This is a genomic window from Cupriavidus sp. 01L45 (assembly GCF_056399885.1).
Map to the genome: position 1 here is coordinate 200,237 of NZ_JBFTSG010000001.1, position 12,080 is coordinate 212,316.

Here is a 12,080-nt window from a genome sequence, read left to right on the forward strand (position 1 = left end):
ATCCATGGATGCGCCCGCTACAATACCCGGATGATCCCGGCACAAGCCTCCGCCACCGCCACCGAGCCCGTCAGCGCAACCAGCCACGCGCCGGCCGGCGAACGCACGCCCCAGGCCGCGACCGCGCCGCACGCCGCGGCGGCGGCCGGCCGCGCACGCCAGCTCACGCTGGTGCTCGGCGGGGCACGGTCGGGCAAGAGCCACTTTGCCGAGCAGATGGCCGCCGACCATGCCGCAGCCACCGGGGGCCCCGTCACCTATATCGCCACCGCGCGCCACGACGACAACAGCGCCGATGAAGAGATGGAGGTGCGCATCGCGCTGCACCGCGCCCGGCGCCCGGCCGAGTGGGGCCTGGTCGAGGCGCCGCTGCACCTTGCCGACGCCTTGTACGCGCACGCGACCCACAATGGCTGCATCCTGGTCGACTGCGTCACGCTCTGGCTCAACAACCTGCTGTTCCTCGACGCCCGCAGTTATCCCGAGCATGGCCTGGTGACGCCGCCGGCCGCCTTCACCGAGGAAATCGACGCGCTGCTGACCGCGTTGCCCACCCTGCCCGGCCACGTCATCCTGGTCTCCAACGAGATCGGCTTCGGCGTGGTGCCGATGGGCGCCATCACCCGCTTCTACGTGGACGAACTGGGCCGCCTGAACCAGAAGCTGGCCGCCGCCGCGGACCGCGTGCGGCTGCTGGTGGCAGGCATTCCCGTCAGCGTGAAAGGCGCCGACCCGGCGTGCTGATGCTGTCTTCGCTGTCCTCGCTGCTTTCGTGGTGGCCGTTTCTCGACTTTACCTGGACCGCCTGCGTGGCCGCCGCCGTAGCCGGCGTGCTGCTTGACCAGTGGCTGGGCGAGCCGCGCCGCTGGCATCCGCTGGTGGGTTTCGGCCGCCTCGCGGCGGCCTTGGAACGCCGCTTGAACCGTGGCGGCGCGCCGCTGCGCCAGCGGCTCACCGGCCTGGCCGCCTGGGCGCTGATGGTGCTGACGCCGGCCGCGCTGGCCGGCATTCTGGTGCATGCCGCCACGCAGTTCAGCGCGGTGCTGGGCTGGCTGTTGCAGGCACTGGCGCTCTACGCCGCGCTGGGCGCGCGCAGCCTGACCCAGCATATCGCGCCGATCGCCGTGGCGCTGGCGCAAGGCAATCTCGCCGATGCGCGCCAGCTCACGGCACGCATCGTCTCGCGCGACACCGCCGACGCGGATGGCGAGGCGCTGGCCCGCGCCGCTTGCGAATCGGCGCTGGAGAATGGCAACGACGCCATCTTTGGCGCCTTGTTCTGGTTCCTGCTGGGCGGCGCGCCGGCGGTGATCGCCTACCGCCTTGCCAATACGCTGGATGCGATGTGGGGCTACCGCACGCCCCGCCTGCTGCATTTCGGCTGGGCCGCCGCGCGCCTGGACGACGTGCTCAACCTGGCGCCTGCCCGCCTCACCGCGCTCTCCTACGCACTGCTCGGACGCACCGTTCAAGCGCTGCGCTGCTGGCGGGCGCAGGCGCCGGCGTGGTCCAGCCCCAATGCGGGCCCGGTGATGGCCGCCGGCGCCGGCGCCGTCGGCGTGGCACTGGGCGGGCCCGCACGCTACCACGGCGAATGGGAGGAGCGTCCGCCGCTTGGCGAGGGACGCGCACCCGGCGCCGCCGATGTGCACGCCTGCCTCCGGCTGGTTCAACGCACGCTCTGGCTATGGCTGGCCGCCGCCGGCGCCAGCGCCGCCCTCCTCCAATACGGCATCGCATGAGTACACCGATCCGCCACGGCGGCGACCTGCTCGCCGCCGTGCGCCGCTACGGCCGGCCAGCCGAAGACTGGCTCGATCTTTCCACCGGCATCAATCCCGACGGCTATCCCGTGCCGGCCCTGCCCGCCGACGCATGGCAACGGCTGCCGCAGGACGGCGACGGCCTGTCGGAGCTGGCGGCGCAGGCTTACTGCGCGCCGCAAGCCCTGCCGGTGGCCGGCTCGCAGGCTGCCATCCGCACCCTGCCGCAATTGCTCAAACCGGGCCGCGTTGGCGTGGCGGCGCAGGGCTACAGCGAATACGCGCCCGCCTTCGCCCGCGCCGGGCATCAGGTGATGCCGCTGGCCGAAGCGGATTTCGCGCGCGGCGACCTTGCCGCGCGGCTCGACCACCTGGTGGTGGTCAACCCCAACAACCCCACCGGGCGCACGCTCACGCAAGACACGCTGCTGTCGTGGCATGCCGATCTGGCGGCGCGCGGCGGCACGCTCCTGCTCGACGAAGCCTTCATGGATTGCACGCCCGCGCTGTCGCTGGCCGCGCGCTCGGATCTCCCCGGCCTGGTAGTCCTGCGCTCGCTCGGCAAGTTCTACGGCCTGGCCGGCGTGCGCTGCGGCTTCGTGCTGGCAGAGCCCGCCTTGCTGGCGGCGCTGGCCGAACAGCTCGGGCACTGGACCGTGGCAGGCCCGGCGCGCGCGGTAGCGCGCCTGGCCCTGGCCGACCACGGCTGGCAGGCCGCCGCGCGCGAGCATCTGCAGCAGGCGGGCAGGCGGCTCGCGGCGATACTGCGCGCGCACGGCCTGGCGCCCGTGAGCCACCCCTTGTTCAGCTGGGTGCCGCGCGCCGACGCGGCGCTGCTGCACGACACGCTTGCGCGGCAAGGCGTATGGACGCGGCTGTTCGACGCACCGGCCAGCGTCGATGCCATGCCAAGCCTGCGGCTGGGATTGCCCCCGGCGCAAGAAGCGGCGTGGCAATGGCTCGACGCGGCGCTGGCATCCGCATGCGCCGCGATGCCCATGGGCATGCATCAAGACGGCTCAACACAGGCACCTTCCCCGACACAACCCCGATGATCCCTTTCCCGATGACTGCCCGTTCCCTGCTGGTCCTGACAACACTGCTGGGCATCGGCGTTTGCGGCAACGCCGGCGCCGCTGTCTCGGTGGTCGACGATGCCGGGCAAACCGTCACGCTGGAACAACCCGCGCGCCGCGTGATCTCGCTGGCGCCACATGTCACCGAGATGCTGTACGCTGCCGGCGGCGGCGCGCGCATCGTCGGCGCCGTGAGCTACAGCGACTACCCGCCGCAGGCACGCGACATCCCGCGCGTAGGCGACAACAAGGCACTGGATCTCGAACGCATCGCCGCGCTCAAGCCGGACCTGATCGTGGTATGGCGCCACGGCAATGCGCAAAAGCAGACCGACCGGCTGCGCGCGCTCGGCCTGCCGCTGTTCTACAGCGAGCCGCGCAAGCTGGAGGGCATTCCCAGCAATATCGAAAGGCTTGGCGTGCTGCTCGGCACCGAATCCACCGCCAACGGCGCCGCCGCCAGCTTCCGCCATCAGGTCGACAAACTGCGCCAGACCTACGCCGCACGGCCGCCGGTAACGGTCTTCTACCAGGTCTGGCAGCAACCGCTGATGACCCTCAGCGGGCAGCACCTGATCAGCGACGTGCTGGCGCTCTGCGGCGGGCGCAACCTGTTCGCCAACGAATCCCTGCTGGTACCGACGGTATCGGTGGAAGCCGTGGTCGCCGGCAATCCCGAGGTGATGATGACCGCCAGCATGGGCGCGACCCGTTCCGACCGCCCGCTGCCCGACTTCGCCATGTGGGAACGCTGGAAACAGGTGACCGCGGTAGCGCGCGGCAACCTGTACGCCATCGACGGCGACCTGGTCAACCGGGCCGGCCCGCGCATCACCCAGGGTGCGGAAGTCGTATGCAAGGACCTGGACAACGCGCGCCGCAAGCGGCCGGCGCAATAGGTAGGACAGGTCCAGGAACGCCCGCCCCATCCCGCCTGCGCGAGAGGGCTGCCATTTGCAGGGGCGAGCCCGCCAAATCAACGATTGGTAGCCGTGTGGAGCGCCCCCAAGGGCGGCCCACACCCCAGCGCAATGCGGAGCGAGCCGTGTAGGTGTACCTGGCCGTATGGGGCGCCTCGGGATCCGGTGAAAAGAGCGGAAAAGAGGGACCCATGTTTGAATATCGCCTTAAGGCGATGCGAGTTTGGGTCCCGGCCGCTCTTTTCGCCGGATCCCGAGGGGGTGTCGCCCCATCCGGCGCGCCTTCTTTGCCTACTTTCTTGGCAAGACAAGAAAGTAGGTCGCCTCCCCGCAGGGGAGGTGAAACTGCCTTTGACTTTACGCCATCGCCTCGGCCACCGTCTCGCCGCCGTGAGGCCTGGCATGCAGCAGATCCGCGGCCCACGCCTCCACCTCCGCGCGCGGCACGGCATCCCACGCACAGCCCTCCCACCTGCCGAAATCCAGCTCACGCAACCGCGCATCGGTCTCGAGCGGCAGCCCGAGGTCCCGCGCCAGCAACGCCGCTGTAGCGCGAGCGCGCGCCATCGTGCTGCTGACGATGCGCTGCGGCACCAGGCCATCGAGCATCGAAAACATGCGAGCGGGTTCGGGTTCCACTGGTTGCGCAAGGGGCAAATCGAGCGCCCCGTAGCAAACGCCCTGCGCAACCTCAGGCCGCGCGTGCCGGATCAGGACCAGGTCCATGCCGCTGCTACGAGATAGATCAACAACTCGGCCAGCTGCTGCGCCATGCCGAGACAATCACCGGTGTAGCCGCCGATACGGCGCACGTAATAACGCCCAAGCAGGAAACGCAGCACCACCAACGCCACCATCACCACGGCGGCAAACGGCAGCGACACCAGCAACAGCGGCAAGGCACCGCACAGCAGCGTGAACACCAGGCCGATGCCCGACAGCCGCTGCGCCACCGGCTTCGCCTTACCCTCGGCGCGCACGTAGTCCAGCGTGGCCAGATAGCTCACCGCCATCGCGCGGCTGGCCGCATGCGCGGCCACCAGCACCAGCAGCAGCTCCACCATGCCGCTACGCGCAGCAATCGCCACCAGCAACTGCCACTTGAGCAGCAGCGCCACCACCAGCGCGATAGCGCCGAACGCGCCAATGCGCGAGTCGTGCATGATGCGTAGCACATCCTCGCGCCGGTAGCCGCCGCCGAAGGCATCGATGCAGTCGGCCAGGCCGTCTTCGTGGAAGGCGCCTGTCACCAGCAGCGTCACTGCCATGCCCAGCAGCAGCGCCACGCCGGGCGGCCACCATTGCAGTGCGCCCCAGCTCGCCAGCGCGCCGAGCGCGCCCACCAGCAGCCCCACCAGCGGGAAATAGCGCGCCGCCGCGTTCAGGTAGTGCGGCGCAAAGCCAACCCAGCGCGGCACGGGCACCCGCGTGAAGTAGCCAACGGCGGTCAGGAAATAGCGGATTTCATCGAGCATGGGCCATTGTGGCAGGATTGCCGCCGCGCTAGGCGGAAGCCGTGCTGACGCCGGCGGCGCCGAAGGTCGCCATCTCGCGCAGGAAGGCCGCGGCCGAGGCCACCAGCGGATAGGCCAGCGCGGCGCCGGTGCCCTCGCCCAGGCGCAGGTCCAGGGCCAGCAGCGGTTCCGCGCCGAAATGCTCGAGCAGCCGGCGATGGCCGTGCTCATGCGAGCAATGCGAAAACACGCAGTACTGCAGCACCTCGGGAGCAAGGCGCTGCGCCACCAGCAGCGCGGCCGAAGCAATAAAGCCGTCGACCAGGATCACCATCCGGCTGGCCGCCGCGGCCAGGAAAGCGCCGGTCATCATGGCGATCTCGAAACCGCCGAATGCCGCGAGTACGTCGAGCGGCTCCACGGCATCGGCATGAAGGGCCAGCGCCTGCGACAGCACAGCCCGCTTGCGTGCCAGGCCGGCATCGTCCAGGCCGGTGCCACGGCCAATGCAATCGTCGATCGGCGTGCCGGTCAGCCGGCTCACCAGGCAAGCGGCCGACGAGGTATTGGCAATGCCCATCTCCCCGAAGCCGATCACGTTGCTGCCCTCTTGCGCGTGGCGCAGCACGCGCGCCATGCCGGCGGTGAGCGCCGCCTGCACCTGCTCCGCGGTCATCGCGCGCTCTTGCGCGAAATTGCGCGTGCCCGCCGCGATGCGGCAGTTGACCAGGCCGGGCGCGGACGGCAGCGGCGCGCGCACGCCGGCGTCCACAACCTCCAGCGCCAGCCCGTGCAGACGCGAGAACACATTGATGGCAGCGCCGCCGGCCAGGAAATTGAGCACCATCTGTGCCGTCACTTCGGCCGGATAGGCGCTCACGCCGGCGTCGGCCACGCCGTGGTCGCCGGCGAACACGATCACGGCCGGTCGCTTGAGTTCAGGCGTGCCGCCGCCGGTGATCAGGCCGATCTGCAGGGCCAGGTCTTCGAGCCGGCCGAGCGCGCCGAGCGGCTTGGTCTTGGCATCGATGGCGGCTTGCAGCGCCGGGCGCAGGGAGGCGTCGAGCGGGGCAATGTAGGGTAATTGCATGATGTTCGTCGCAGTGATTGGCTGAATGACAAATGGCACAAATGCACAAATGGCCGGAGCCTTACATCTCTACGCCGCGCTGCGCCTTGATGCCCTGCTGGAAGGCGTGCTTGACCGGCGTCATGTCGGTCACGGTGTCCGCCGCCTCGATCAGCGCAGGCGGCGCGCCGCGGCCGGTGATCACCACATGCTGCATCGGTGGGCGCGCGCGCAGGTCGGCGATCACGGTGTCGACATCGAGATAATGCAGCTTGAGCGCGATATTGAGTTCGTCCAGCAGCACCAGCCCGACCGACGGGTCGCGCAGCAGCCCGCGCGCCACCTCCCACGCCACCTGGGCCTTGGCCACATCGCGCGCGCGGTCCTGGGTTTCCCAGGTGTAGCCCTCGCCCATCACGTGGAAGGCGCACTGCTCCGGAAAACGCCGCAGGAACAGTTCCTCGCCGCTGGGAATCGCACCCTTGATGAATTGCACCACGCCGGCCTGCATGCCGTGGCCGAGCGCGCGCACCACCATGCCAAAGCCGGAGCTGGACTTGCCCTTGCCGTTGCCGGTGGTGATCACGATGACGCCGCGCTCGTCCTGGGCCGCGGCGATCTTGGCGTCCACGACATCCTTCTTGCGCGCCATGCGCGCCTTGTGGCGTTCGTCGCGGGCGGCGTCTTCGTTCTTGGAGGGGGCGTTGGCCTGGGGTTCAGTCATATTGATTTCCGTCTTGTTCCGGATGAGTGGCGCCGTCGGCAATCAGCGCGGTATGGTGGCCGTCGCTGACACTGACAATCGGCGTGCGCAGCGCGTGCGAGCAATACGCGGGAGTCAGTACTTCCGACGCGGGGCCATGCAGGCAGAGGCCGTCCTCGGCCAGCAGCAAGGCATGGGTCGCGTAGCGCCGCGCCAGGTTGAGGTCGTGCAGGATCACCACGACGGCGTGGCGGCCGGTGCGCGCCAGCCGGGTCAGGGTTTCCAGCACCATGATCTGGTGGCGCAGGTCCAGGTGGGCTGCCGGTTCGTCGAGCAGCAGCAACGGCGCCTGTTGCGCCAGCGTGGCGGCCAGCGAGACGCGCTGGCGTTCGCCGCCGGACAGGGTCAGCACATCGCGCCCGGCCAGCCCGTCGAGATCCAGTTCGCGGATGACCGCGGCGACCACCGCATCGTCCTCGCGGCCGGACCAGCCCCAGCCCGATAGGTGAGGATGGCGGCCCACGGCCACGGCGTCGCGCACCGACATCGAAAAGGTATCGTGCACCGCCTGCGGCAGATAGGCGCGGCGCAACGCCAGCGCGGCCGGCGCGATCTCCAGTGGCGCGCGGCCGTCGAGCAGCACCGCGCCGCCGTCGGGCTTGCGCAGTCCGGCCAGCACCGACATCAGCGTGGACTTGCCGACGCCGTTCGGGCCGACGATGCACCAGAGTTCGCCGGCCTGCATGGTCAGGCTCAGGCCATCGAGCAAGGCGCGTTTGCCAGCGCGCAGCTGCAAGGACTGCAGCACCAGCGGCGGACAAGGCGAGACGGGTTGGTTCCAGCTCGTCATGGGGATCAGCGCGGCCTGCGCAACAGCAAGAAGAGAAAAGTCGGCACGCCCAGCAGCGCCGTGATCACGCCCACCGGCAACTGCGCGGGCGCGATTACCGTGCGCGCCACCAGGTCGGCGGCCATCAGCAGCGCGCCGCCGAGCAAGGCCGAGGCTGGCAACAACAGGCGCTGGTCGTTGCCCCAGGCCAGGCGCACCAGATGCGGCACCACCAGGCCGACAAAGCCGATCGAGCCGGCGGACGTGATGGCCACCGCGATGGCCAGCGAGGCCAGCACGAACACCGACATCCGCACGGCGCCGACGCGCACGCCCAGCGCCTGCGCTACCGTCTCGCCCAGCAGCATCGCATTGAGCGAGCGCGCCAGCGGCATCGCCAGCAGCACGGCCAACGCCAGGGCACCCAGCGCGAGCCCGTAGCTGGCGGTACCGCCAAGATCGCCGGTCAGCCAGAACAACATGCCGCGCAGCCGCGCTTCGGGCGCCACGCTCAGGATCAGGGTAATCAGCGCGCCCCAGCCCGCGGCCAGGATCACGCCGGTGAGAAGCAGGCGCGAGCCGGCCTCATGGTGGCCGCCCTGCACCTGCGGGTGCAGCAGGTCGCGCCGGGCCAGCGTGGCCACCAGCAGCATCGAGAACAGTGCGCCGCCCGCTGCACCGGCCTGCACCGTCCAGAGCGGCCACATCATCAGCATGGCGGTGAGCGCGCCGGTGGCCGCGCCGCCCGAGACGCCCAGCACATAGGGCTCGGCCAGCGGATTGCGCAGCAGCACCTGCATCAGCGCGCCGGTCAGCGCCAGCAGGCCGCCGCAGGCGAAGGCGGCCGCCGCGCGCGGCAGCCGCAGCTCACGCACGATCGCGCCGGCGGTATCGTCGGTGGCGCCTGACAGCGCCTGCCAGACCTGCGTGCCCGACAGCGGCACGCTGCCCACCGCCAGGGACAGCAGGAACACCGCCACGCCGGCGGCGGCAAGCATCAGCCAGACGGCTAGCGCGCGACGCATCTCAGGCGGCCGCCATCACTGGCGCCAGCCCAGCGTGATAAAGCCGGCGCGTCCCTGCGTGTTGTAGGGATAGGCGAGCTGGTAGTTCTTGTCGAACAGGTTTTCCACGCGGGCGGCAACGAACCATTGCTTGTCGATGTTGTAACGGGCAGTGAGGTTGACGATACCGTATCCGCCCAGGGTACGCGATCCGCTATCGAGGCGGGCCGACGAAACAATCCACTCGCCGCCCAGGCGGAAGGCGCCGAACTGGCGGCCCACGTCGAAGGCGGCATGGCGGCGCGCGCGGCGCAGCAACTGCGTATTGCTCTGCTCGTCCACCGGGTTCTGGAAGGTCACGCTGGCGCCCACATCGGTGCCCATCAGCCTGGCGCGCCACGAGGCTTCGATGCCCTGCACCTTGGCCTTGTTGATATTCTGCGCCAGGAACAAGCCGTTGGGCTGCAACGCGGCGGTGATCAGGTTGTCGTAGCGGGTCTCGAACGCGGTCACGCGCAGCAGGCCGGCGCTGTCCGTGCTGTACTGCGCGCCCAGCTCGACCGACTTGGCGCGCTCGGGCTGGATGCCGGGCTGGCCATAGTTGGGATAGTACAGTTCGTTGAAGGTGGGCGCGCGGAAGGCATTGCTGGCGTTGGCGATCAGCTTGAACGCCTCGGTCACGTTATAGCCGTAGCCGGCGAAATAGCTCGCCTGGCTGCCGAAATCCGAGTAATGGTCGTTGCGCGCATTGAGCTGCAGCTGGTGCTTGCCCAGCCGGCCATCGTAGCCGCCGAACACCGACATGATATTGCGGCCCGGCGCGCCATACGTGTTCGAGCTGAATTCCTGCTGCGCATACTCCGTGCCGAACAGCAGCTTATGGGTGGGCGCCAGCGCATATTCGTTCTGCCACGTGTACTGGCGGTTGCGCGTGTTGAAGTTGCTGTTGAACAGTCCGTTCAGGGTGTTTTCGCTATTGTCCCCGCTCTGCGCGATCTTGAAATGCGTGGTCCAGTCCCGGGTGAACTTGCCGTTGACAAAGGCGGATACGGTGTACAACTCGCTGTTCATCCACCAGACATCGGTCGGTTTGCCTGTCGTGGTGTCGTAGGAGAGCTTGCTCTTCGAGTAGTAGGCGGTGACGCCGGCGTCCCAGTCGCTGGTGAAACGATGCTTCACCTGGCCCGATACGCTCTTGTTGTCATACGGGTTGTCGTTCGGGTTCGGGCCTGTGCCCTTCTTTGCCTTGGCCGGATTGTCACCGTTCCATTGGGCCGCATTGATCGCCGAAAAACCGTCTGTCTTGACGGCCGATCCGGTGATATTGAACGAGGTATCGCCCACCTGGCCGCCGTAGCCCACCGTGCCCTGGCGCGTATTGTTGCTGCCGTATTCGATCTGAGCGTTGGCTGCGGGAGCCTGGCCCGCACCGCTCTTGGTGAAGATCTGCACCACGCCGCCGATCGCATCCGAGCCATAGAGCGCCGAGACATTGCCGCGCACGATCTCGATATGGTCGATCTGGTCGGGCAGGATATTCGAGAGCTGGGCCGTGCCGCTGCTGGCAGCCGAGATCCGCACGCCGTCGATCAGGATCAGCGTCTGGTTGGAGTTGGCCCCGCGCATGAACAGGCTGGTATTGGCACCCAGGCCGCCGTTGGCGGCAAACTCCACGCCGGCCTGCGTGCGCAGCAACGAGCGCAGGTCGATGGCTTGCGAGTTGACGATGTCCTGCTGGGTCACTACGGTGGTATGCGGCAGCGCCTCGGTCAACGGCTGGACAGTGCGGGTGGCAGTGACCACCACCGGGTCTAGTTGCGCATCGGCCGCGGGCTGCGAGGCGGATTGTCCGGCGGACTGGGCCATGGCGATGCCAGGCGCGCTCACGGCAAGCAAGGCGGCAAGCGCTGCGGGCAGTTGCCGGGAGACGAAGACGGGGGCGGTGTGACGGCGCGCCGGCAATGCCGGACGGCTCGACCTGTAGGACGATGAGCGCATGATGCGATTGTGGGAGAGATCTGCCTGGTCCGTTCCCCCGCGGACCGTCTGGCGACGAAGCACGCCGCCGGTTCCCGCAAAAAGACAGCAAAAGGCAGCGCACTCTCATCCAGGCCGGTATCCGGGCTGGCGACACCAGTCCGACCGCCTTCCCGAACCTTGCGGTTCAGTGGCTTGTGGGTCGGCCTTGCGATCTTGCGATCGCGGTCGCTTACCGTTGCGGGGGCAGCACAGGTTGGCACGGCCCCGCCCTGGCGGCGGCGGCTGGCTCCCTGTTTCCCGTTGAACTGCAACCCTGTAGTGAATAGGATTACGAGCACCTGGAACGTGCGCGAGTGTAGGCAGTTTCAGGGCAAGCGTCAATGCCGCGTGATTCCGGCGGAAAACCAGTGGCGGGCGCCTGAAAACAGGCATAAAGCCGTCGCCCGGAATGCCGTTAAGCGACGATGCATGCAACTTCGGCGCGCAGGCCCGGTCACACACACCTGCGTTCGCCGTCCTCACGATAGCGCTTGGGCTAAAATCCCAAAACCCGAGACCCTAGATATGACAGGCTCTATGCTCACCGAACTCGAACAACTCGCCGCCAAGATCGGGCGTGTGCTGCACCATGCCGATACCCTTGCGGCGGAGAACCAGCGGCTGCGCGAGGAGATCGAACGCCTGCAGGCCGAGGCCAGCCAGCTGCGCGGCGACCGCGAAGCCATGGCGGCAGACCGCGAGCTGCTCAATATCAAGATCGAGGAAGCGCAGTTGCGCATCCAGTCGATCCTCGACAAGCTGCCCACCGCCAGCGACGCCCGCCAGCTCGACCTGCTGGGCGAAGGCGAGGCGGCCAGCCGCGCCGATCACAAGGCTCCCGGAGAAAACGCATGAGCAACAAGCAAGTCGAAGTGAACATTGCCGGCCAGTCCTACCGTTTCGCCATTTCGCCCGACAATGAAGCCGCGCTGCTGGAAGCCGTGGCACTGGTAGACGACCAGATGACCCGCCTCAAGGGCGGCGTGTCCGCCAAAGGCGTGGAACGCGTTGCCGTGATGGCCGCCATCAGCATCGCCTCCGACCTGCTCTCGCTCAAGCGCAAGCAGCAGGAGGACGGCGCGATTCCCGTCGATGCCGTGCGCGCGCGCATTCGCGAACTCAACGAACGCGCGGACGAAGCCCTGCGGCAGTACGCGCACGTGGGTACCAATGCGCCCGCGCCGCGCAACTGAACGCACCGCAGGCGGTGTACCGCACGGCACAGGGGAGCCGCGATGTGCCC

13 protein-coding genes and 1 riboswitch are annotated in these 12,080 nt (G+C 68.5%); of the genes, 6 read left to right on the forward strand and 7 right to left on the reverse strand.

The genetic code is table 11. The features are described from left to right. The first annotated feature begins 30 nt into the window (after window positions 1-30). Genes cobU through AC1DT6_RS00950 form a run of 4 tightly spaced genes read left to right on the forward strand, consistent with a single transcriptional unit; the run spans window position 31 to window position 3,738 of the window. On the forward strand, window positions 31-744 hold the full coding sequence (gene cobU, locus AC1DT6_RS00935) for a bifunctional adenosylcobinamide kinase/adenosylcobinamide-phosphate guanylyltransferase (protein WP_082094698.1): 714 nt from the start codon (window positions 31-33) through the stop codon (window positions 742-744). Then, window positions 744-1,742, forward strand: a complete 999-nt coding sequence (gene cbiB, locus AC1DT6_RS00940; protein ID WP_441637592.1) for an adenosylcobinamide-phosphate synthase CbiB — start codon at window positions 744-746, stop codon at window positions 1,740-1,742. Before cobU ends, cbiB begins: the two co-directional genes overlap by 1 nt. Then, on the forward strand, window positions 1,739-2,818 hold the full coding sequence (cobD, locus tag AC1DT6_RS00945) for a threonine-phosphate decarboxylase CobD (RefSeq protein WP_477102995.1): 1,080 nt from the start codon (window positions 1,739-1,741) through the stop codon (window positions 2,816-2,818). The genes cbiB and cobD overlap by 4 nt, the downstream gene beginning before the upstream one ends. Before the next feature lie 11 nt (window positions 2,819-2,829). Then, window positions 2,830-3,738, forward strand: a complete 909-nt coding sequence (locus AC1DT6_RS00950; protein ID WP_441637588.1) for a cobalamin-binding protein — start codon at window positions 2,830-2,832, stop codon at window positions 3,736-3,738. Between the two features lie 378 nt (window positions 3,739-4,116). On the opposite strand, the gene AC1DT6_RS00955 is transcribed toward AC1DT6_RS00950, so the two are convergent. From AC1DT6_RS00955 to AC1DT6_RS00985, 7 genes are all read right to left on the reverse strand, one after another. Further along, window positions 4,117-4,485, reverse strand: a complete 369-nt coding sequence (locus tag AC1DT6_RS00955; RefSeq protein WP_477114415.1) for a histidine phosphatase family protein — start codon at window positions 4,483-4,485, stop codon at window positions 4,117-4,119. Next, window positions 4,470-5,234, reverse strand: a complete 765-nt coding sequence (locus AC1DT6_RS00960; protein WP_441625319.1) for an adenosylcobinamide-GDP ribazoletransferase — start codon at window positions 5,232-5,234, stop codon at window positions 4,470-4,472. Before AC1DT6_RS00960 ends, AC1DT6_RS00955 begins: the two co-directional genes overlap by 16 nt. Before the next feature lie 28 nt (window positions 5,235-5,262). After that, complete coding sequence (cobT, locus tag AC1DT6_RS00965; RefSeq protein ID WP_441625321.1) at window positions 5,263-6,303, reverse strand: nicotinate-nucleotide--dimethylbenzimidazole phosphoribosyltransferase; 1,041 nt, start codon at window positions 6,301-6,303, stop codon at window positions 5,263-5,265. Between the two features lie 61 nt (window positions 6,304-6,364). Continuing rightward, window positions 6,365-7,006, reverse strand: a complete 642-nt coding sequence (gene cobO, locus AC1DT6_RS00970; protein WP_441625323.1) for a cob(I)yrinic acid a,c-diamide adenosyltransferase — start codon at window positions 7,004-7,006, stop codon at window positions 6,365-6,367. After that, window positions 6,999-7,835 (reverse strand): ABC transporter ATP-binding protein, encoded by an 837-nt coding sequence (locus AC1DT6_RS00975; protein WP_441625325.1) that lies wholly within the window; start codon window positions 7,833-7,835, stop codon window positions 6,999-7,001. Before AC1DT6_RS00975 ends, cobO begins: the two co-directional genes overlap by 8 nt. A gap of 5 nt (window positions 7,836-7,840) precedes the next feature. Beyond that, window positions 7,841-8,839, reverse strand: coding sequence for a FecCD family ABC transporter permease (locus AC1DT6_RS00980; protein WP_441625327.1), 999 nt, complete (start codon window positions 8,837-8,839; stop codon window positions 7,841-7,843). A 15-nt stretch (window positions 8,840-8,854) separates the two neighbouring features. Further along, entirely contained in the window at window positions 8,855-10,816 is a 1,962-nt protein-coding gene (locus AC1DT6_RS00985) for a TonB-dependent receptor plug domain-containing protein (RefSeq protein WP_441625329.1), read from the reverse strand. 95 nt (window positions 10,817-10,911) lie between these two features. Beyond that, window positions 10,912-11,155, reverse strand: a riboswitch (cobalamin riboswitch). A 219-nt stretch (window positions 11,156-11,374) separates the two neighbouring features. On the opposite strand from AC1DT6_RS00985, the gene AC1DT6_RS00990 reads away from it, so the two are divergent. Together AC1DT6_RS00990 and AC1DT6_RS00995 are read left to right on the forward strand one after the other, a co-directional pair. Continuing rightward, window positions 11,375-11,692: a hypothetical protein gene (locus AC1DT6_RS00990; RefSeq protein ID WP_045235926.1), complete on the forward strand. Its 318-nt coding sequence runs from the start codon at window positions 11,375-11,377 to the stop codon at window positions 11,690-11,692. Next, on the forward strand, window positions 11,689-12,030 hold the full coding sequence (locus tag AC1DT6_RS00995; RefSeq protein ID WP_441625331.1) for a cell division protein ZapA: 342 nt from the start codon (window positions 11,689-11,691) through the stop codon (window positions 12,028-12,030). Before AC1DT6_RS00990 ends, AC1DT6_RS00995 begins: the two co-directional genes overlap by 4 nt. The last annotated feature ends 50 nt before the right edge of the window (window positions 12,031-12,080 follow it).

Excerpts from the sequence above, each read along its gene's own strand:
- AC1DT6_RS00995 (WP_441625331.1), top strand. The coding sequence starts at position 11,689 with ATGAGCAACAAGCAAGTCGAAGTGAACATTGCCGGCCAGTCCTACCGT.
- AC1DT6_RS00955 (WP_477114415.1), bottom strand. The coding sequence starts at position 4,485 with ATGGACCTGGTCCTGATCCGGCACGCGCGGCCTGAGGTTGCGCAGGGC.
- AC1DT6_RS00985 (WP_441625329.1), bottom strand. The coding sequence starts at position 10,816 with ATGCGCTCATCGTCCTACAGGTCGAGCCGTCCGGCATTGCCGGCGCGC.
- cobT (WP_441625321.1), bottom strand. The coding sequence starts at position 6,303 with ATGCAATTACCCTACATTGCCCCGCTCGACGCCTCCCTGCGCCCGGCG.
- AC1DT6_RS00990 (WP_045235926.1), top strand. The coding sequence starts at position 11,375 with ATGCTCACCGAACTCGAACAACTCGCCGCCAAGATCGGGCGTGTGCTG.
- cobO (WP_441625323.1), bottom strand. The coding sequence starts at position 7,006 with ATGACTGAACCCCAGGCCAACGCCCCCTCCAAGAACGAAGACGCCGCC.
- AC1DT6_RS00950 (WP_441637588.1), top strand. The coding sequence starts at position 2,830 with ATGACTGCCCGTTCCCTGCTGGTCCTGACAACACTGCTGGGCATCGGC.
- AC1DT6_RS00960 (WP_441625319.1), bottom strand. The coding sequence starts at position 5,234 with ATGCTCGATGAAATCCGCTATTTCCTGACCGCCGTTGGCTACTTCACG.
- cobU (WP_082094698.1), top strand. The coding sequence starts at position 31 with ATGATCCCGGCACAAGCCTCCGCCACCGCCACCGAGCCCGTCAGCGCA.
- cbiB (WP_441637592.1), top strand. The coding sequence starts at position 744 with ATGCTGTCTTCGCTGTCCTCGCTGCTTTCGTGGTGGCCGTTTCTCGAC.
- AC1DT6_RS00975 (WP_441625325.1), bottom strand. The coding sequence starts at position 7,835 with ATGACGAGCTGGAACCAACCCGTCTCGCCTTGTCCGCCGCTGGTGCTG.
- cobD (WP_477102995.1), top strand. The coding sequence starts at position 1,739 with ATGAGTACACCGATCCGCCACGGCGGCGACCTGCTCGCCGCCGTGCGC.
- AC1DT6_RS00980 (WP_441625327.1), bottom strand. The coding sequence starts at position 8,839 with ATGCGTCGCGCGCTAGCCGTCTGGCTGATGCTTGCCGCCGCCGGCGTG.